Here is an 18,032-nt window from a genome sequence, read left to right as displayed (position 1 = left end):
CCCTTTTTTTGTGGAGAAATCAAGATGTCGCGCGCACAACGTTTACTCGATCTGATGCAGCTGCTGCGCAGCCGCCGTTATCCGGTGGCGGGCCATTCGCTGGCGCAGACGCTGGGCATCAGCATGCGCACGCTGTACCGCGATATCGCTACGCTGCAGCAGCAGGGGGCGGAGATCGCCGGCGAGGCGGGCGTCGGCTATGTGCTGCGCCCCGGCTTTATGCTGCCGCCGCTGATGTTCTCGCAGGCGGAGACAGAAGCGTTGGTGCTGGGGATGCGCTGGGTCAGCCGCCGCGGCGATAGCCAACTGGCGAGCGCCGCGGGCCAGGCGCTGGCCAAGATCGCCGCCGTGCTGCCGCCGGCGCTGCGGGAGGAGCTGGAGGCCAACACGCTATTGATCGCGCCGGTTCAGGCACCGCCGGTGGCAGATGAGCTGCGGGTGCTGATCCGTGACACCATTCGCCGCGAGCGCAAGCTGCATATCGACTATCTCGATCTGGCGGGGCAGCGCAGCGAACGCCTGCTGTGGCCCTTTGCGCTGGGCTTTTTCGACCAGCTCCAGGTGCTGGTCGCCTGGTGCGAGCTGCGCCAGGCGTTTCGCCATTTTCGCCTCGATCGCATTCAGGCCGCCATGCCGTTGGAACAGCGCTATCCGCGCGGCCGGCGGCGGCTGCTGAAAGAGTGGCGCCTCAGCGAGGGCATTGCGGAGCAATAGCGGCACGCTGCTGCCATAAACTGTCAGTAGCGCGCTTTAGTCTGTGCCTATCGGGAACCGGCCGGTTCCCATCACCCAGAGGACAGACCGATGACTCTTCCCAGCATGACCCTGCTTTACGTCGACAACCCGCTGAACAGCGCCGCCTTTTATCAACGCTTACTGGGACAGGCGCCGGTAGAGCTTTCTCCCGGCTTCGCCCTGTTCGTGCTCAACAACGGCTTTAAGCTGGGGATGTGGGCCAAACAGGGGTAAAACCTGCGGCGACCCTGACCGGCGGCGGCGGTGAACTGGGCTTTTTGTGCCAGGATCCGCAAGAGGTCGAGGCGCGCTATAACCAATGGTGCGAACTCGGGCTGCCGATTGAGCAAACGCCGACCGAGATGGCGTTCGGTTACACCTTCGTGGCGCGGGATCCGGACGGCCATCGCCTGCGGGTGTATGCCCTCAGCGAGTAGCGTCGTCGGTATACAGGTGCAGGCGTGGCACCAGCAGCCGCAGCGGCTGGGCGTCGGGTTTGTAACGGTGTTTCACCGCGTCGACGTCGTAGTTGAGCAGCTCGCCAATCTTCGGCACCGCGGCGCCGTTTTCAACCTGACACAGGGCGATCAGCGGCAGCGGGCAGGGGTGTTGCACCTGTTTTTGCTGCTGCTGATACCACACCCGGGCGATCGGCTGCACTTTGACCGGCCGCTTGATTTTCAGCGTCGCGTGCTGCGGCAGGCGGCTGACGTCGTCTATCTCGCGGCTGACCAGGGCAGCCCACTGTTCACGGCTGTGCGGCGGCACCGCGCGGCCGGCTTTCAGGCTTTTCTCCAGCTGCGCCAGGATGTCGTCTCGCTTGACGTTTTTGATGATGTGCTTGTTGGCCCAGCCAAAGCGCACGGAGTCGGGATTGGTCAGGGCGGTGAGGGTGCGATAGGCGCTGAGGGTAATCAGCCCGTGCAGATGGGTGTGCACGAACTCGAAACGCTGCTCCGGCGCCAGGCCGGAATCGACGGTGATAATCTGTTCCAGCTCGCCCTTCAGGCGATTGATCAGCGCCAGCTGCGTTTGCAGCACCTGATACTCCGGCTGCTCCACCGCCAGACAGATGACGCCGGGCAGGCGAACGGCGGCCTTGCTGCTGACATTCTCCCGGTTATGGTGGATAAACAGCCGCTGATAGTGCTCCAGCGCCAGATCGCGCGCCGCTTGCCCCACATGCTGTTCGACCGCGATATGTGAGATGGCCTGATGTTCCTGGCCTTTTTCAACCTCCGGCAGGCTGAACACCCGCGCCGCCAGCAACCGCAGCGGGGCGATCTGCTGCTGCAGCGCGCCGAGCGCCTGCTCCAGTTCGGTAAAGCAGGCGTTCATCCGGCCTATCACATCGTATCTGCTCATCGCACCTTCCTATTTTAGTTACAACATACTATAGGGGAGTAGCAGACTGGGGGCAACATAGGCCACCGGGGAAAAGGCGGCTTCATTGGCCACCCGGCTTATCAGCGGAAAATACGCCATAACGGTCTTTGGCGGCAGGGCACGCAATACACTCTGTATGCGTAGTGTTTTGATTCATTTATGGATTTTATCCTGTTCGTTTGTGTTTTGTTTAATCCATTTTCCGCTCGCCGTTGTCCAAACGCTGGAACAAACGGAATGGCAGGACGCGATGAGCCCTTGGGGTTATCTTTTCTTCTGTCATTAACGGGCGCTTTAAACGGAGGTTCACTGTGGATATTAAACAGAAAGTCAAAAACATGACGCTGGAAGAGAAAATCGGGCAAAAAATCATGCTGGATTTTCGCTACTGGGATCGGAGCGGTAGCAGCAATCAGGATATGACCGTTCCCGATGAAGCCATTGGCAAGCTGATCGCCGATAACCACGTGGGTGGGGTGATCCTGTTTGCCAATAATCTGAAAGACAAGCAGCAGATCAACACATTGACGGCCTGGTATGCCGCGATGAAAACCCACGCGGGCATTCGTTTGTTTATTGGCACCGATAACGAAGGTGGTAACGTTTTCCGGCTGCCGCGCGGCGACTATGCCTCATTTCCTGGCAATATGGCGCTCACAGCGGCGATTGAGGGCGGTGCGGATAAACATCTCGCCGTTGAACAAGGCAAACTGATGGCCCAGGATATGCGCGCGTTGCATATCAATACCAACTTTGCCCCGGTCGTGGACGTCAACACCAACCCGTTCAATCCGGTGATTAACGTTCGCGCCTTCAGCGATGATAAGAACACCGTTTCCCGTCTGGCAGAGAAAATGGTGGCGGGCATGAAACAGCAGGGGCTGATCACCGCTTACAAGCACTTCCCCGGCCATGGCAGCACCTCGACCGACTCGCATACCGGCTTGCCGCGCGTCGATCGCACGCGGGAAGAGGCTTTTGCCATCGATATCGCCCCTTACAAGCAGGCCATCGATCGCTGCGCGGCGCCGGACATGGTCATGACCGCCCATATTCAGTATCCGGCACTGGATAACCGCCAGATAGACACCCGCAGCGGTGAAAAAATCACGGTGCCGGCCACCATGTCGCATGAAATTCAGACCCAGATCCTGCGCAATGAATTGGGGTATGCCGGCGTAACGATTTCAGACGCGCTGGATATGGGCGCGATTGCCGAGCATTTCAGCCAGCAAGCGGCCGCTGAAAACGTCTTTGCCGCCGGGGTGGATATTGCCCTGATGCCTGTCAGCATCGCCTCGCCGGCCCAGGCGCGCTTGCTGCCGGATCTGATCCGTTACCTTGCGGACAGGGTGAAAACGGGGCATCTCAGCGAGGCTGATATCGATGCCTCGGTCGAGCGAATTTTGCGCCTCAAATTACGCCATAACCTGATGGGGCATCGCGATCATCCCTGTTCCAACGACGCTTCGTCCTCAGCGCACAAGCTGGAAAAACGCATCGCCGATCGCTCCATTACCGTGGTGATCAATCGCCACAGCCTGTTGCCGTTGAAGGACAAAACGCTGCGCTACTTTATTTTGACCCCGTGGGGCGAGCAGGCCAACGGCATTGCGCGCGTGATGGCGCAGGAGGGGTATCAGAACGTCGTTGCCGCGAAGGAAACGGAACTGAGCGATGCCCAGATCAGAGAGCATATTGCCGGCTGCGACGTGTTCCTGCTCGGAACGCTGTCAACCCGCTTTACGCCTGCCGAGCAGGATGGGGTGGTGACTTCCGCAACCGGAGCGGGCAATGACGGCAGCCCTTATCCGGGCTGGTTGAAATACGCTGCCGAGCAGGGGAAAAAACGCGTTCACCTCTCACTGCGCGCCCCTTACGATATCGTGAACTATGCCGCAGAGGTGGAGGCGGCCGTCGCCACCTACGCCTACTACGGTTATGACAGCGGCGTGTGGCGCGGCCCTTCGATGGTCTCTTTAGCGCAGGTGCTGACGGGTAAAATCAAACCGCAGGGCAAATTGCCGGTCAACACCTGGCATGACTACGATGCGGAAACCAATACGGGCAAGGTGGCGTTCCCTCGCGGGACTGGGCTGAGCTGGTGATGGGATAAGGGCACCGGCGTCGTCTGAAAAAGGCGACGCCGGCAGCTTGATAACGGGCAGTTTCTTGCTCTGCACGTAACGACATGGGATAACCGTCACTCACGGAAGGAGAATCAGGATGCCGACAGGCGCAACAAAATTAGGCGGATGGCTGTTGATGGCCGCCATGCTGGGCGTGAGCGGATGCGCCAAGCCACCCGAACCGGAGAAGCCCCCGCGGCCGACACCGCCGATAACACCGATGCGGGGCATCTGGCTGGCCACGGTCATTGGCCTGGACTGGCCGCCGGCGGCCTCCCTGAAGGCGGAAACCGCGCAAGAGCGGGTTTGTCAGCAGAAACAGGGGCTGACGGACGCGCTGGACGAGATGGTGAAAACCGGGATTAACACGGTTTATTTTCAGGTTAAACCGGACGGCACGGCCCTGTGGCGCTCAAACATCTTGCCCTGGTCTGAGGTGTTGACCGGCACCGTTGGCCAGGATCCCGGCTATGATCCGCTGGCCTTTATGCTGCAAGAAGCGCACCGGCGCGGCATCAAGGTGCATGCCTGGTTGAACCCTTATCGGGTTTCCATGAATACCCGCCCACAGACGATTGAGGCACTCAATCATACGCTGCAGTCGCCGCCGGCCAGCGTCTATGCGCTGCATCCCGACTGGATACGCACCGCCAACGAGCGCTTCGTGCTCGACCCCGGCCTGCCCGACGTGCGCAACTGGATCACCGGCGTGGTGGCTGAAATAGTCAAAAACTACGATGTCGACGGCATTCAGTTTGACGATTACTTCTATTACGAAACGCCGCAATCGCCGCTGGATGATGAACGAACATATCGCGCATACGGCAAAGGATTTGCAGACAAAGCCGCCTGGCGCAGAGACAACACGCTGCAATTGATAAAACAGGTGTCAGCCGCCGTCAAAGCATTGAAGCCCGAGGTTGCGTTTGGCGTCAGCCCGGCGGGCGTATGGCGAAACAAAGCGGACGATCCTGACGGTTCGGCGACGCGGGCAGGCGCGCCATCGTATGATACGGCCTATGCCGATACGCGCCAGTGGGTAAAACTGGGGCTGCTCGATTACATCGCACCGCAGCTGTATTGGCCTTTTGATCGTGAAATTGTCCGCTACGACGTGCTGGCCAACTGGTGGGCCGAGGTGGTGAAAGGCACGTCGGTTCGGCTCTATGCCGGGGTGGCGCTGTATAAAGTAGGCACGCCTGCCGCCGGCGAGCCGGCCTGGGCCGTCGAGGGCGGCGTTCCCGAACTGAAAAGGCAGCTCGATCTCAACGAAAGCCTGCCGGGAATGGGGGGAACCATCCTGTTCCGGCAGCGCTATCTGACTGAGCCGCAAACGGATAAGGCGGTGGAGTACCTGCGCACCCGCTGGAAAACCGGTCAATAATCACAGGCACTGGCATGACAAGCCGCGGCAAACCACCGCGGCTTTTTCTCTTCAAAGGCGCGCCGCTTCCGGCAGGCGTTTCAGGTAATGCACTACCAGCAGCGCCAGCAGCAGCATCAGGCTAATGAACGCCGCCACGCCATTCCAGCCGAAACTGTGCCAGAACACGCCGCCGAGGGTGCCGGCCACGCTCGAGCCGACGTAATAGCAGAACAGATACAGCGACGACGCCTGGCCTTTGGCGCGGCGCGCGCGGCGGCCGATCCAGCTGCTGGCCACCGAGTGGGCGGCGAAAAAGCCGGCGGTGAACAGCATCATGCCGATAAAGATCGCCGGCACCTGTGGCAGCGCGGTAATCAGAATCCCGATCAGCATAATTACGATCGAGGCCAGCAGCACCGGGCCGCGCCCGAAGCGCGAGGTGAGCGCGCCGGCCTTGGGCGAGCTGTAGGAGCCGGTGAGGTACACCACCGACAGCAGGCCGACGATCGCCTGGCTCAGGTGGTAAGGATCCGCCAGCAGGCGATAGCCGATGTAGTTGAACAGGGTGACGAAGCTGCCCATCAGCAGGAAACCTTCCGCGAACAGCAGCGGCAGGCCCTTATCGTGCCAATGCAGTTTGAAATTGATCAGCAGGGTGCGCGGGCGCAGCGAGCTGGCGCGAAAATGCCGCGAGGCGGGCAGGATGCGCCAGAACATGCAGGCGGCGGCGAGGGCGAACAGGCCGATAACTCCGAGCGACACGCGCCAGGAGAAGAAGTCGGTCAACACCCCGGTCACCAGGCGGCCGCTCATGCCGCCGATCGAGTTGCCGCTGATATACAGCCCCATCGAGAAGGCGACGAAGCTGGGATGGATCTCTTCGCTGAGATAGGTCATGCCGACCGCCGCCACGCCGCTCAGCGACAGGCCGATCAGCGCGCGCATCAGCAAGATGCCGTGCCAGCTGGTCATAAAGGCGCAGATCAGCGTGCAGACCGCCGCCAGCAGCAACGCCACCACCATCACCGATTTGCGGCCGATGGCGTCGGACAGCGGCCCGGTGAACATCAGGCCGATCGCCAGCAGGCCGGTGGAGACCGAGAGCGACAGGCTGCTTTCCGCCGGCGAGACGCCGAAATCTTGCGACAGCACCGGCAGGATCGGCTGCACGCAGTAAAGCAACGCGAAGGTCGCCAGCCCGGCGGAAAACAGCGCCAGCGTCACGCGCATAAACTGCGGCGTGCCGCGTTCGATGTAGGGGAGTTTGTTGTTGAGGGTGGAGCGTTTTACTTTTGGCGCAGCGGCCGCGTCATCGTTGGCGGCCAGCGTCGACGGCATCGCGGCCGCAGAACGCACAGGGGTTGTCACAGCGTTTCCTTACCGAACGTCGGGGAGATAAACAGACACTTTGCAGATAACAAAATGATAGGGAGCGGCGATTTTTTTGTCTAATATATTAATAATTAAAATTAAGATGTTTTAAATATGAATATCGAATTGAGGCACCTGCGTTACTTTATCGCCGTGGCGGAAGAGCTGCATTTTGGCCGCGCCGCCGAGCGGCTGCGCATCTCCCAGCCGCCGCTCAGCCAGCAAATCCAGGCGCTGGAGGAGATGGTCGGCGCGCGGCTGCTGGCGCGCAACAACCGCAACGTCAGTTTGACCCAGGCCGGGGAGATGTTCCTCAAAGAAGCCTATCAGGTGCTCGATCAGGTCGGGCGCGCGGCGGAAAAGGCGGCGCGTCTGGATCGCGGTGAACTGGGGGAAATGACCATCGGCTTTACCTCTTCCGCGCCCTTTATCGGCGTGGTGTCGCGCAGCCTGCGCGCCTTTCGTCAGCACTCGCCGCAGGTGCATATCAAAATGCGCGAAATCAACACCAAACAGCAGATCGAACCGTTGCTGAACGGTGAGCTGGATCTGGGGGTGATGCGCAACACGCGGCTGCCGGAGGCGCTTCACTATCAGCTGCTGCTGCGCGAACCGCTGGTGGCGGTGGTGCCGCAAGGGCATCCGCTGGCGGAAACGCCCGGCGGCGCGCTGCGGTTTCAACATCTGGCGCAGGAGCCGTTCGTGTTCTTCTCGCGTGAAGTCGGCACCGCGCTGTACGACGAAATTCTGCTGCTGCTCGGCAAGGCCGGCATAACTCCGTACATCACCCAGGAAGTGGGCGAAGCGATGACCATCATCGGGCTGGTTTCCGCCGGGTTGGGGGTGTCGATTCTGCCGGCCTCTTTCGCCCGGGTGCGGGTGGACGGCGTGCGCTATCTGCCGCTGGCGGAACCGGATGCCACCACCGAAGTGTGGCTGGTGCATCACCGCCGGCGGCCGCTGACCGCTGCGGCGCAGGCGCTGATGGCGTTGATGCTCAAATGACGCCGAAACCGGGTAAATAAAACTCGATTCACGCTGAAATTGCGAGGAATTTGTGCAGCAAATCACATAACGAATCAAATAGTTGACGCTGTATGACAAAAGCCCCACCATAATCCCTAGTCTTTATTTAGAAGCGCGAAAAATAGTAGGAGCAGGTTTGTGATTGCGGTTGGGCAGCCTGGGCATATCGATCAAATCAAGCAGACTAATGCGGGGGCGGTTTATCGGCTAATCGATCAACTGGGCCCGATTTCGCGCATCGAACTGTCAAAACGCGCGCAGCTGGCGCCCGCCAGCATCACCAAGATCGTGCGCGAACTGCTGGAAGCCCACCTGGTCAAGGAAACCGAGTACCAGGAAATCGGCAGCCGGGGCCGCCCGGCGGTGGGCCTGGTGCTGGACACCGAAGCCTGGCATTACCTGTCCGCCCGCATCAGCCGCGGCAGCATCACGCTGGCGCTGCGCGATCTCAGCAGCAAACTGGTGGTGGAGGAACAGCTGCCGCTGGCGGCCGAACACCCCGAACCGCTGTTGAAACGCATTCTGACCGAAGTCGATCAGTTCTTTATCCGCCACCAAAGCAAGCTGGAGCGGCTGACGGCGATCGCCATCACGCTGCCGGGCATGATCGACGTGCAGTCCGGCGTGGTGCACCGCATGCCGTTTTACGACGTGCTGGAGATGCCGCTCGGCCCGGCGCTGGAAACCCGCACCGGCCTGCCGGTTTACCTGCAGCACGACATCAGCGCCTGGACCATGGCCGAGGCGCTGTACGGCGCCTCACGCGGCAGCCAGAACGTCATTCAGGTGGTGATCGACCATAACGTCGGCGCCGGGGTGATCACCGGCGGCCATGTGCTGCACGCCGGCAGCCACAGCGTGGTGGAGATCGGCCACACCCAAGTCGATCCTTACGGCAAACGCTGCTACTGCGGCAACCACGGCTGTCTCGAGACCGTGGCCAGCATCGAGAACATGCTGGAGATCGCCCAGCAGCGGCTGAGCGGCTCGATGAGCTCCAGCCTGCACGGCGCGCCGCTGACCGTTGAATCGCTGTGCGACGCCGCGCTGGCGGGCGATCAGCTGGCGCGGGACATCATCCTCGGCGTCGGCCACAGCGTGGGGCGCATTCTGGCTATCATGGTCAACCTGTTCAATCCGGAGAAGATCCTGGTGGGCTCGCCGCTCAACCGCGCGGCGGAGATCTTGCATCCGGCCATCGCCTCCTGCATTCGTCAGCAGGCGCTGCCGGCCTATAGCGAGCAGGTCAAGGTCGAATCCACGCAGTTCTTCAATCAGGGCACCATGCCCGGCGCGGCGCTGGTGAAAGAGGCGCTGTACAACGGTTCATTGCTGGTGCAGCTGCTGCAGGGCTAACATCAGAACTTCTTATTAATCCCGCAAAAGATTGAGCTACCTCAAGCCCCTATGAGGGCGCATCCCCTAGAATTTTTCCGCAAGACTTCTTCGCCGCCGGTGCGGCGACACATTGTTAACGGGGCATTCTGGGGCATTTTATTCATGTTGAAGCGTTTATTTGTGACAGGCACGGATACCGACGTCGGTAAAACCGTGGTTTCCCGCGGGTTGATGCAGGCGCTGGCCGCCGATGGCCGTTCGGTGGCCGGCTACAAGCCGATCGCCGCGCGCTGCCAGGAAACCAGTGAGGGCATCCGCAATAAAGACGCTTTGGTGTTGCAGGCCACCTCAACCCTGCCGCTGTCCTACGAGGAGATCAATCCCATCACCTGCCTGGATGAGGTGTTTCACGCGCATGCAACCGAGGACATCAACTATGGCGTGATGAGCAGCGGTCTGCGCGATCTGTCCGCCAAAGCCGACACGGTGGTGGTGGAAGGCAGCGGCGGTTGGCGGGTGCTGATGAACGATCTGCGGCCTTACGCCGAGTGGGTGGTGCAGGAACAGCTGCCGGTGGTGCTGGTGGTGGGCATCAAACTGGGCTGCGTCAGCCACGCGCTGCTGACCGCGCAGTCGATCATCAACGACGGTCTGCCGCTGCTGGGCTGGGTCGCCAACCGCATCAACCCGGGGTTGGCGCACTATGCCGAAACCATCGCGGCGCTGCAGCAGCGCATTCCCGCGCCGCTGCTGGGTGAAATTCCGTATCTGCCGCGCGCGGAGCAGCGCGAACTGGCGCACTACCTCGATATTTCCACGCTGCTGTAAGTCCGTTCAGACGCAGAGCGTCGCCAACAGCCGGGCGGCGATCAGCAGGCCCAGCCCATACACCGTGTGGGTGAGCAGGCTGAGGAGCCGCGCTTTTCGTGGGTAGGCGGTTTTTGCCGCCGCCACGCCAAAGCCCAGCGCGGGCTGCATCACCAGAAATGGCGCCGCCAGGCTCAGCCAGCCGCTCAACAGCGCGATGAGCGGCTCCGGCGTCGCATACCACTCGCTGCCCGCCAACCCGAGCGGGATAAAGGCAAACGCGATGCCGATGGCGTAATGCAATATCCAGCCGATTTCTCTCTCTCCCCGGCGCGGCGGCGCCGTAACGATGGTGGCGTGAAACCAGCGGCCGTCGAACATGCCGAGAAACCAACGGCCCACCAGCGCATAATCGAGAGAAGGGATGTCGAAGCGCCGCTTCAGCAGCAGCGCCCACAGATCCATACAGAGGGTGGCGCCGGCGCCGGTTAACAGGATGCGCACTAACAGATCGGGGGTCATAGGGTGTCCTTGGCTCAGTGACGTGATAATGTGCGCACAGTGTGCAACTTAAAGTCGGCTTCAAGTCAATGGCAAAAGAACTGGATATCGGCGCGGTGGCGCGCCTGAGCGGAGTCGCGCCTTCCGCGCTGCGGCATTACGAGAAAAAGGGGCTGATCGCGTCGACGGGCCGCCACGGTTTGCGCCGCCAATACGCCGCCGGCGTGCTTGACCAACTGCGGCTGATCGCGCTGGCGCGCCTGGCCGGTTTTACGCTGGACGAGATGAGCGCCTTGTTTGACGAACGGGGCAAGATAGCGCTCGATCGCGGGCTGCTGGCGGCGCGGGCGGATGAACTGGATCGCCATATCCAACGCCTGATGCAGGTGCGCGACGGGCTGCGCCACATGGTCGATTGCCCTGAACCCGAGCACCTGCAGTGCCCGCAGTTCAGGAAAATCCTGCAGCAGGGCGAGTTCTAAGCCTCGCGTTTGGGCGGCGGCGCCGAGTGATACACCGACACCGGCCGCAGGCCGCGCGACACGGTGGTGGCGATCACGCACGAGAGCAGAATGCCGGGCAGCAGCGCGTATTCGCCGGTCATTTCAAACACCATCAGCGCCGCCATGATTGGCGCATGGGTGGTGGCGGCCAGCAGGGTGGCCATGCCGGTCAGCGCCAGCAGCAGCGGCACCGCCGCATCCATGCCCGGCCACAGGCCAAACAGCTGACCGATGATCGAACCGAGCGCGGCGCCGACGAACAGCGTCGGGGTGAAGACCCCGCCCGGCGCGCCCGACCCGCTGCTGGCGAGGATCGCCAACAGTTTGCACACCAGGATCGCCCCCAGCAGCAATACCCCCGGCGGCGCGATCAGCAGCGCCTGTACCACGCTGTAACCGTTGCCCCACACCTGCGGGAACAGCAGAGAAAGCAGCCCGACGATTAGGCCGCCCAGCGCCAGCTGCAACGGCGGCTTCAACCGCAGCGAGCGGAAGGCATGGCCGGTGGCGGTCATCAGCCATAAAAACAGCGGCCCACCGGCGCCGGCCACCACGCCGACCAGCGCCATCAGCAGGTATTGCGTCGGCAAGGGGGCGGCGAGCGGCGTCACCAGATAGAGCGGCGCCTGGCCGCCGTTGAGCAGGTTGGTCATCAGCAGGGCGCTGACCGCGGCGATCACCACCGGGCCGAGCGAGGCCAGCATCAGGGTGCCGAACAGGATCTCGGCGATAAACAGGCTGCCCGCCAGCGGCGCATGATAGGCGCTGGCCATCCCGGCGGCGGCGGCGCAGGCCACCCACAGTTTCCACTCTTTCTCGTGCGTAAAGCGCTGGGCGAACAGCGAGCCCACCAGCGCCGCCAGCAGGATCATCGCGCCTTCGCGGCCGATGGCGCTGCCGCTCGACACCACCAGCAGCGACGCCAGGCACTTCACCAGGCTGGCGCCGGTGTCCAGCTTGCCGTTGCCGGTCTCGATCGCTTCCATATAGTCGGTGGGCGCCGCCGGGCGCTGGTGGCGGTAGCGCTGATGCATATACAGCAGCAGGCCCGCCGCCAGCCCGCCCAGCGCCGGAGTGAGGGCGCGCCGCCAGCCGGGCAGCGCGGCGGCGGCGGCCACCAGGCTGCCGTCGGCATTGCCGAGCAGCAGCCACTCGAGGCCAATCATCGAACGGTGGAACAGCCACACCGCCAGAGCGGCGGCGACGCCGATGAACACGGCGATAAACAGGCTGCGCAACAGGGCGCGATAGTGGTGCAGGTGGACCAATCTTTTCATGCGTGGGCGGCGTCGTGAGAAAAATCAAAGGGTCATCAGCGCATTGTGCTTGGCGCTCCGGCCGATGACCAGTGAATCTTTAGCAAACTGCGGCGTGGGCGGGGCGGCGAGCGCCCCGGCGTGGGTTATTGCGGCGTCAGCACCCGGCGCGTGCGGCCGGAGCTGAGGTAGTCGGCGATGTAATCCTGCGAGATTTCGCCGCTGTAGCGGCCGTCTTCATCGACGATCGGCATCCAGGAGGTGTTGTGCTCGTACAGCTTCGACAGCACCACGCGCAGGTTCTCCTCCGCACGGGCGGTGACGCGGAAACGGTGCAGGCTGTCGGCGCAGACGCCCGGCGCGCCGCGCGCCTCGCGGCGCTTGACGTACCCCAGCGGCTTGCCGTCGGCGTCCACCACCGTCACCGAGCGGGCGTCGATATCGTCCATCAGCCCGAACGCTTCCACTAGCGGCGTCTCCCGCCGCACCGTCACCGTTTCCTGTTGATCGGCCACGTCGCCGGCCTGCACCAGCAGCAGGCGCTTCAGCGTGCGATCCTGGCCGACAAAGGAAGCGACGAAGTCGTTGGCCGGCCGCGCCAGCAGCTCATCGGCGCTGGCGTTCTGCACGATTTTGCCTTGGCGGAACACCGCGATGCGATCGCCGAGCTTCAGCGCCTCGTCGATGTCGTGGCTCACCAGCATCACGGTCTTTTTCAGCTGGCGCTGCATGTCGAGAAACTCGTTCTGGATGGTTTCGCGGTTGATCGGATCCACTGCGCCGAAGGGTTCATCCATCAGCAGCACCGGTGGATCGGCCGCCAGCGCGCGGATCACGCCGATGCGCTGCTGCTGCCCGCCGGACATCTCTTTCGGGTAGCGGTGCAAAAAACGCTTGGGATCCAGCGCCACCATGCTCATCAGCTCCTCGGCGCGATCGTGGCAGCGTTTTTTGTCCCAGCCCAGCATGCGCGGCACCACGGTGATGTTCTCCTCGATGGTCATGTTGGGAAACAGGCCGATCTGCTGGATGACGTAGCCGATTTTGCGGCGCAGGCTGACGGTATCCAGCGCGCTGGTGTCTTCGCCGTTGACCAGAATGGTGCCGCCGGTGGGTTCGATCAGGCGGTTGATCATCTTCAGCGTGGTGGTTTTGCCGCAGCCGGAAGGGCCGAGCAGCACGCAGATTTCGCCTTCCGGTACGTCCAGATTGATGTTGTCGACGGCGTTGAACGGCGTGCCGTTCTTCTGCATGAACTGTTTGGTCAGATTTTCCAATTTAATCATGAGCGGATCCCCTTGGGCGTAAGCGCAATTTGCAAGCGGTGCAATAACCAATCGAGGACGATCGCCAGCAGGCTGATCATCACGGCGCCGGTAATCAACTGGCGGATGTCGCTGCTGCTGATGCCGTTGAGCAGCAGCAGGCCGAGGCCGCCGGCGCCGATCACTGCGGCGATCGCCATCACGCCGATATTCATCACCACGGCGGTACGAATGCCGCCGAAAATCACCGGCAGCGCCACCGGGATCTCTACCCAGCGCAGGCGTTGCCAGAACGTCATGCCGATGCCGCGGCCGGCTTCGCGCAGCCCGCCGGGCAGATTGTCGAGCGCGGTGTGGGTGTTGCGCACGATCGGCAGCAGCGAATAAAGGAACACCGCGGTGATCGCCGGCACGTAGCCGATGCCGTGGCCGATTAAGGAAAACAGCGGGATCATCAGCCCGAACAGGGCGATGGAGGGCACGGTCAGCACCAGCGTGGCCAGGCTCAGCACCGGCGTCGCCAGCCATTTATGGCGGACGATCAGCACGCCGAGCGGCACGCCGATCAGGATCGCCAGGCCGACGGCGATGCCGACCAGCAGCAGGTGTTCCAGCGTCAATCCGGCGATATAGGCCCAGTTTTGCCAGGCGTAAAGTATGGTATTCATCATGCCTCCCTATATCAGGCCGCGCTGCTTGAGGAACGCATCGGCGACCTGTTGCGGCGTCTGGTAGTCGATATCCACCCTGGCGTTAAGCTCGGTGATCACCTGATTGTTGAACTGTTTCGACAGCGTGTTCAGCGCCTCTTCCAGCCCCGGCGTGTTTTGCAACACGTCGGCGCGCACCACCGGCGTGACCGCATAGCTCGGGAAGTAACCCTTGTCGTCTTCGAGCACCTGCAGATCGAAGCCTTTCACCCGGCCGTCGGTGGTGTACACCAGCCCGGCGTCGACGAAGCCGTCGCGGATGGCGTTGTAGACCAGGCCGGGGTCCATTTGGCGGATTTGCGGACGATCGAGCGGCATGTCGTACAGCGCCTGCATCGGCTTCAGGCCGTCCGAGCGGCCGGCAAACTCCAGATCCAGCCCCAGCAGCCAGTTGTGTTTCGGGTCGGTTTTACGCACCTGTTCCACTTTGGCCACCAGCTGCGACATGGTGCGAATCTGCTCTTTTTCCGCGCGCTGGCGCTGCATGGCGAAGGCGTAGGTGTTGTTCATGTCCGCCGGCTGCAGCCACACCAGGCCGAGTTTGGCGTCGAGCTTTTTCACCGTGTCGTAAGTTTCCTGCGGCGTCATGCGCTTATTGATGTGGTTAAAGATGATCAGCGAGGTGCCGGTGTATTCCCAGGTCATGTCGATCTGTTTGTTGATCATGGCGTTGCGGGTGATCACCGTGGCCAGATTGGTCTTGGGTTCGACCTGAAAACCCTTGGCCCGCAGGTATTGCACGGTGATCGCCGACAGAATGCGCTGTTCGGTGAAGTTCTTGCTCGCCAGCGTCAGCGGGGCGGCCCAGGCGGCCGCGCCGGCCATCAGCAAGGAGAACAGCAGCGCGTGGCGGAGGCGTTGTAACCATCGAGTCATCGCGTTTCTCCCATCAGGATGCGGTGTGCGGGCTGAGCCGGCGGCCGAGACCGGCCAGCGCCAGATCGAGCAGCAGGGCGATCAGTGCGGTGGCGGCGGCGCCGAGGATCAGCGTCGGGAAGTCGTTCAGGTAGATGCCGGGGAAGATCAGTTCGCCGTAGCTGCTGGCGCCGATCAAAAATGCCAGCGGCGCGGTGCCGACGTTGATCGCCATTGCGATGCGCACCCCGGCGAAGATCACCGGCAGGGCGTTGGGCAGTTCGACCTGGCGCAGTCGCTGCCCGGCGGTCATGCCAATACCGTTGGCGGCCTCGACCAGCGCCGGCGGCACCGAACGCAGGCCGGCATAGGTATTGCGCACGATGGGCAGCAGCGAGGCGAGGAACAGCGCCACTACCGCCGGTCGGTCGCCGATGCCGATGATCACCATCGCCAGCGCCAGCACCGCCAGCGGCGGCAGGGTGTTGCCGACGTTAAAGATCTGCATCACGTGCTCCGCCCAGCGGCGGGCGAAAGGGCGGCTCAGCAGGATGCCGCTGGGAATGCCGACCAGCAGCGACAGCAGCATGGAGCACGCCACCAGGAACATGTGCTGCTGGCCGAGGTAAATCAAATCTTCCCGGCGCGACTTGAGGGTTTCCCAGCCGATGCCGTAAACCAGCAGCGCGACGACGGCGATAAACAGCAGGCTCCCGAGGAGCAGGCGCCGGTATGGCGCTGACTTGTGCATGATGTTGCGTCCTCCGTTGCGCGGAGCGGCCGATAGGCGGCGCATTCCGCTCTGATTGTTACCCACTGCCCGGCGGGCGTGGCGGTACAAAACGGGCGTTTCGCATGAGGTTAGCGAGATTGAGCGAAGGGTGCGTTCGGCACAGCGTGCTGAACGTAGGCTCAATACGTGAGTTAATCAGCATAAGATACTGATATTTAAACCCGAGAAAGCACGAAGCCCAAAGGCGCCGGCTAGGGAAGGTATAGCACCCTGTCGTTGAGCGTGCCAAGTTTTATGAACAAAATCAGCTGATTGAGTTTGCCCAGATTGGCGCCGCAGACCGCGTCAGCGCTGGGATGCGTGGAAAGTAAAAAAATCCGCAGAAAAAAAGTTACGCCGTAACAATCAGTCCAAATGGTGCGATTCGCCGCCGGCAAAGGCAGGATGTGAGGGCGGATAGACTCGGCGCAGACGCTTGCTGATATACTCAGGGAAAATAAAAACGCCAGGAAGCCTGCATAACGCCATGACAAATAACGTTTCACCCGCACCCATCGCCCACCGCCCGCTGATCCTGATCGCCTGCATGCTGGCGATGTTCATGTCGGCGATCGAAGCCACCATCGTCGCCACCGCCATGCCGACCATCATCGGCGATCTCGGCGGCTTTTCGCTGCTGGGCTGGGTGTTCGCGGTCTATTTGCTGGCGCAGGCGATCACCATTCCCATCTACGGCCGGCTGGCGGATCTCTACGGCCGCAAGCGGGTGTTCTTCTTCGGCGCCACGCTGTTCCTGCTGGGATCGGTGCTGTGCGGCTTCGCCCCCGACATGTATTGGCTGATCGGCTTCCGTCTGCTGCAGGGGCTGGGCGCAGGCGCCATCATGCCGATCGCCTCCACCATCATCGGCGACATCTACAGCGCCACCGAGCGGCCGAAGGTGATGGGCTACCTGTCGAGCGTGTGGGGCGTGTCGGCGATCATCGGCCCGCTGCTGGGGGCGTTTATCGTGCAGCACCTGCCGTGGGCGCTGGTTTTCTGGGTCAACCTGCCGATCGGCCTGCTGGCGATGTTCTTCCTCTGGCGCTATCTGCCGGCGCATCAGCAACTGCGGCGGCACGCGCTGGATCTGGCGGGCACCGCCTGGCTGACGTTGTTCGTTTCGGCGCTGTTGCTGGCGCTGTTGCAGATGGAAAGCCTGGGATGGTGGGTGGCGCCGTTGCTCGCGCTGGCGGCGGCGTCGCTGGCGCTGCTTGTCCGCCAGGAGCGGCGCGCGGTCGAACCGCTGTTCCCGCTGGCGCTGTGGCAAAGCCGGGTGATCGTCGCCGGCAACATCGGCGGGCTGGTGATCGGCGCGGCGATGATGGGCATCAGCGCCTTCCTGCCTACTTTCATTCAGGGCGTGATGGGCGGCTCGCCGCTGGAGGCGGGCACCACGCTGGCGCTGATGTCGATCGGTTGGCCGCTGGCCAGCACGCTGAGCGGCCGTTTGATGCTGATGACCTCGTACCGCGCGACGGCGTTGCTGGGTGCGCTGCTGTTGGTGGCGGGCGGCCTGATCCTGCTGATGCTGCAGCCGACCGGCGGCCTGCTGTGGGGCCGGGTGGCGGCGTTTATGGTCGGCGCCGGCATGGGGTTGTGCAACACCACGTTTTTAGTGTCGGTGCAGAACGCGGCGCATTACAGCATTCGCGGCATCGCCACCGCCTGTACGGTGTTTACCCGCATGGTGGGTTCGGCCATCGGCACCGCGATTTTGGGCGCCACGCTGAACCTTAACCTGCAGTGGCGTTTGCCGGAGGTTGACGATCCGGTGCAGCGGCTGATGGAGCCGGCGGTGCGGCAGAGCATGGGGAGCGAAGCGCTGGCGCAGCTGATCCAGCAGGTGGCGGCTTCGCTGCATTGGGTGTTCCTGGCGTCGGCGTTGGTGTCGTTGCTGGCGTTGGCGGCGGCGATGCTGATCCCGGCGCGTTGTCGGCCGCAGGGCGAAGGGGAAGAGGCGGAGCAGGCGTAAGGGAAAAGTAAAGGGCGCGGCTGTGAATGAACTGCGC

At 62.4% G+C, this 18,032-nt stretch carries 16 protein-coding genes and 1 pseudogene; 9 read left to right on the top strand and 8 right to left on the bottom strand.

Features of this window, described 5'->3' with window-relative positions; genetic code table 11:
* Nucleotides 1-24 precede the first annotated feature (24 nt).
* Both ACJ8HN_RS06465 and ACJ8HN_RS06460 read left to right on the top strand, forming a co-directional pair.
* Entirely contained in the window at nucleotides 25-714 is a 690-nt protein-coding gene (locus tag ACJ8HN_RS06465; protein ID WP_442523191.1) for a helix-turn-helix transcriptional regulator, read from the top strand.
* Nucleotides 715-804: 90 nt separating this feature from the next.
* Nucleotides 805-1,172, top strand: a pseudogene (locus tag ACJ8HN_RS06460) (VOC family protein).
* Here ACJ8HN_RS06460 and tus read toward each other — a convergent pair.
* Nucleotides 1,162-2,100, bottom strand: coding sequence for a DNA replication terminus site-binding protein (tus, locus tag ACJ8HN_RS06455; protein ID WP_126192332.1), 939 nt, complete (start codon nucleotides 2,098-2,100; stop codon nucleotides 1,162-1,164). The pseudogene ACJ8HN_RS06460 and the gene tus overlap by 11 nt on opposite strands.
* Nucleotides 2,101-2,432: 332 nt before the next feature.
* Here tus and ACJ8HN_RS06450 point away from each other — a divergent pair, with 332 nt between their 5' ends.
* Both ACJ8HN_RS06450 and ACJ8HN_RS06445 read left to right on the top strand, forming a co-directional pair.
* On the top strand, nucleotides 2,433-4,229 hold the full coding sequence (locus ACJ8HN_RS06450; protein WP_442523190.1) for a glycoside hydrolase family 3 protein: 1,797 nt from the start codon (nucleotides 2,433-2,435) through the stop codon (nucleotides 4,227-4,229).
* 118 nt (nucleotides 4,230-4,347) lie between these two features.
* Complete coding sequence (locus ACJ8HN_RS06445; protein WP_033648221.1) at nucleotides 4,348-5,634, top strand: glycoside hydrolase family 10 protein; 1,287 nt, start codon at nucleotides 4,348-4,350, stop codon at nucleotides 5,632-5,634.
* A 51-nt stretch (nucleotides 5,635-5,685) separates the two neighbouring features.
* Here the strand turns inward: ACJ8HN_RS06445 and ACJ8HN_RS06440 are convergent, their stop codons facing one another.
* Entirely contained in the window at nucleotides 5,686-6,954 is a 1,269-nt protein-coding gene (locus ACJ8HN_RS06440; RefSeq protein WP_031300458.1) for an MFS transporter, read from the bottom strand.
* Between the two features lie 147 nt (nucleotides 6,955-7,101).
* On the opposite strand from ACJ8HN_RS06440, the gene ACJ8HN_RS06435 reads away from it, so the two are divergent.
* The 3 genes from ACJ8HN_RS06435 (at nucleotide 7,102) to bioD (ending at nucleotide 10,179) form a co-directional block, all read left to right on the top strand.
* Entirely contained in the window at nucleotides 7,102-7,992 is an 891-nt protein-coding gene (locus tag ACJ8HN_RS06435) for a LysR substrate-binding domain-containing protein (RefSeq protein ID WP_033638441.1), read from the top strand.
* 159 nt (nucleotides 7,993-8,151) lie between these two features.
* Complete coding sequence (mlc, locus tag ACJ8HN_RS06430) at nucleotides 8,152-9,369, top strand: sugar metabolism global transcriptional regulator Mlc (RefSeq protein WP_004938526.1); 1,218 nt, start codon at nucleotides 8,152-8,154, stop codon at nucleotides 9,367-9,369.
* A 144-nt stretch (nucleotides 9,370-9,513) separates the two neighbouring features.
* Nucleotides 9,514-10,179: a dethiobiotin synthase gene (bioD, locus tag ACJ8HN_RS06425; RefSeq protein WP_033638445.1), complete on the top strand. Its 666-nt coding sequence runs from the start codon at nucleotides 9,514-9,516 to the stop codon at nucleotides 10,177-10,179.
* Nucleotides 10,180-10,185: 6 nt separating this feature from the next.
* Here bioD and ACJ8HN_RS06420 read toward each other — a convergent pair whose 3' ends face one another.
* Nucleotides 10,186-10,680 carry a DUF2938 family protein gene (locus tag ACJ8HN_RS06420; protein WP_126171199.1) on the bottom strand — a complete coding sequence of 165 codons (495 nt, stop codon included), beginning with the start codon at nucleotides 10,678-10,680 and terminating at the stop codon, nucleotides 10,186-10,188.
* A gap of 68 nt (nucleotides 10,681-10,748) precedes the next feature.
* Between ACJ8HN_RS06420 and ACJ8HN_RS06415 the strand changes: the two genes are divergently transcribed.
* Nucleotides 10,749-11,141, top strand: coding sequence for a helix-turn-helix domain-containing protein (locus ACJ8HN_RS06415; RefSeq protein WP_033648225.1), 393 nt, complete (start codon nucleotides 10,749-10,751; stop codon nucleotides 11,139-11,141).
* On the opposite strand, the gene clcB is transcribed toward ACJ8HN_RS06415, so the two are convergent.
* The 5 genes from clcB to ACJ8HN_RS06390 all read right to left on the bottom strand — a co-directional run bounded on the left by clcB (nucleotide 11,138) and on the right by ACJ8HN_RS06390 (nucleotide 15,999).
* On the bottom strand, nucleotides 11,138-12,439 hold the full coding sequence (clcB, locus tag ACJ8HN_RS06410; protein WP_033648226.1) for a voltage-gated ClC-type chloride channel ClcB: 1,302 nt from the start codon (nucleotides 12,437-12,439) through the stop codon (nucleotides 11,138-11,140). The two genes, ACJ8HN_RS06415 and clcB, sit on opposite strands and share 4 nt — an antisense overlap.
* Before the next feature lie 125 nt (nucleotides 12,440-12,564).
* The gene (gene osmV, locus ACJ8HN_RS06405; RefSeq protein ID WP_041034977.1) at nucleotides 12,565-13,704 is read right to left on the bottom strand and encodes an osmoprotectant ABC transporter ATP-binding protein OsmV; all 1,140 of its coding nucleotides are present in this window, start codon (nucleotides 13,702-13,704) and stop codon (nucleotides 12,565-12,567) included.
* Entirely contained in the window at nucleotides 13,701-14,351 is a 651-nt protein-coding gene (gene osmW, locus ACJ8HN_RS06400) for an osmoprotectant ABC transporter permease OsmW (RefSeq protein ID WP_039566299.1), read from the bottom strand. Before osmW ends, osmV begins: the two co-directional genes overlap by 4 nt.
* A 9-nt stretch (nucleotides 14,352-14,360) precedes the next feature.
* Nucleotides 14,361-15,218: a glycine betaine ABC transporter substrate-binding protein gene (locus ACJ8HN_RS06395; protein ID WP_442523555.1), complete on the bottom strand. Its 858-nt coding sequence runs from the start codon at nucleotides 15,216-15,218 to the stop codon at nucleotides 14,361-14,363.
* Nucleotides 15,219-15,282: 64 nt separating this feature from the next.
* A complete protein-coding gene (locus ACJ8HN_RS06390) occupies nucleotides 15,283-15,999 on the bottom strand; it encodes an ABC transporter permease (RefSeq protein WP_033638459.1) in 717 nt (238 codons plus the stop codon).
* Between the two features lie 508 nt (nucleotides 16,000-16,507).
* Here ACJ8HN_RS06390 and ACJ8HN_RS06385 point away from each other — a divergent pair.
* Complete coding sequence (locus ACJ8HN_RS06385) at nucleotides 16,508-17,995, top strand: MDR family MFS transporter (protein WP_047567634.1); 1,488 nt, start codon at nucleotides 16,508-16,510, stop codon at nucleotides 17,993-17,995.
* Nucleotides 17,996-18,032 lie beyond the last annotated feature (37 nt).

Origin of the sequence: Serratia sp. CY29653, from assembly GCF_052169255.1 — a bacterium.
In the GTDB taxonomy this organism is placed as follows: Bacteria; Pseudomonadota; Gammaproteobacteria; order Enterobacterales; family Enterobacteriaceae; genus Serratia; species Serratia sarumanii.
The sequence above is the reverse complement of the archived record's forward strand: the minus strand, read 5'-3'. Positions and strand labels throughout refer to the sequence as shown.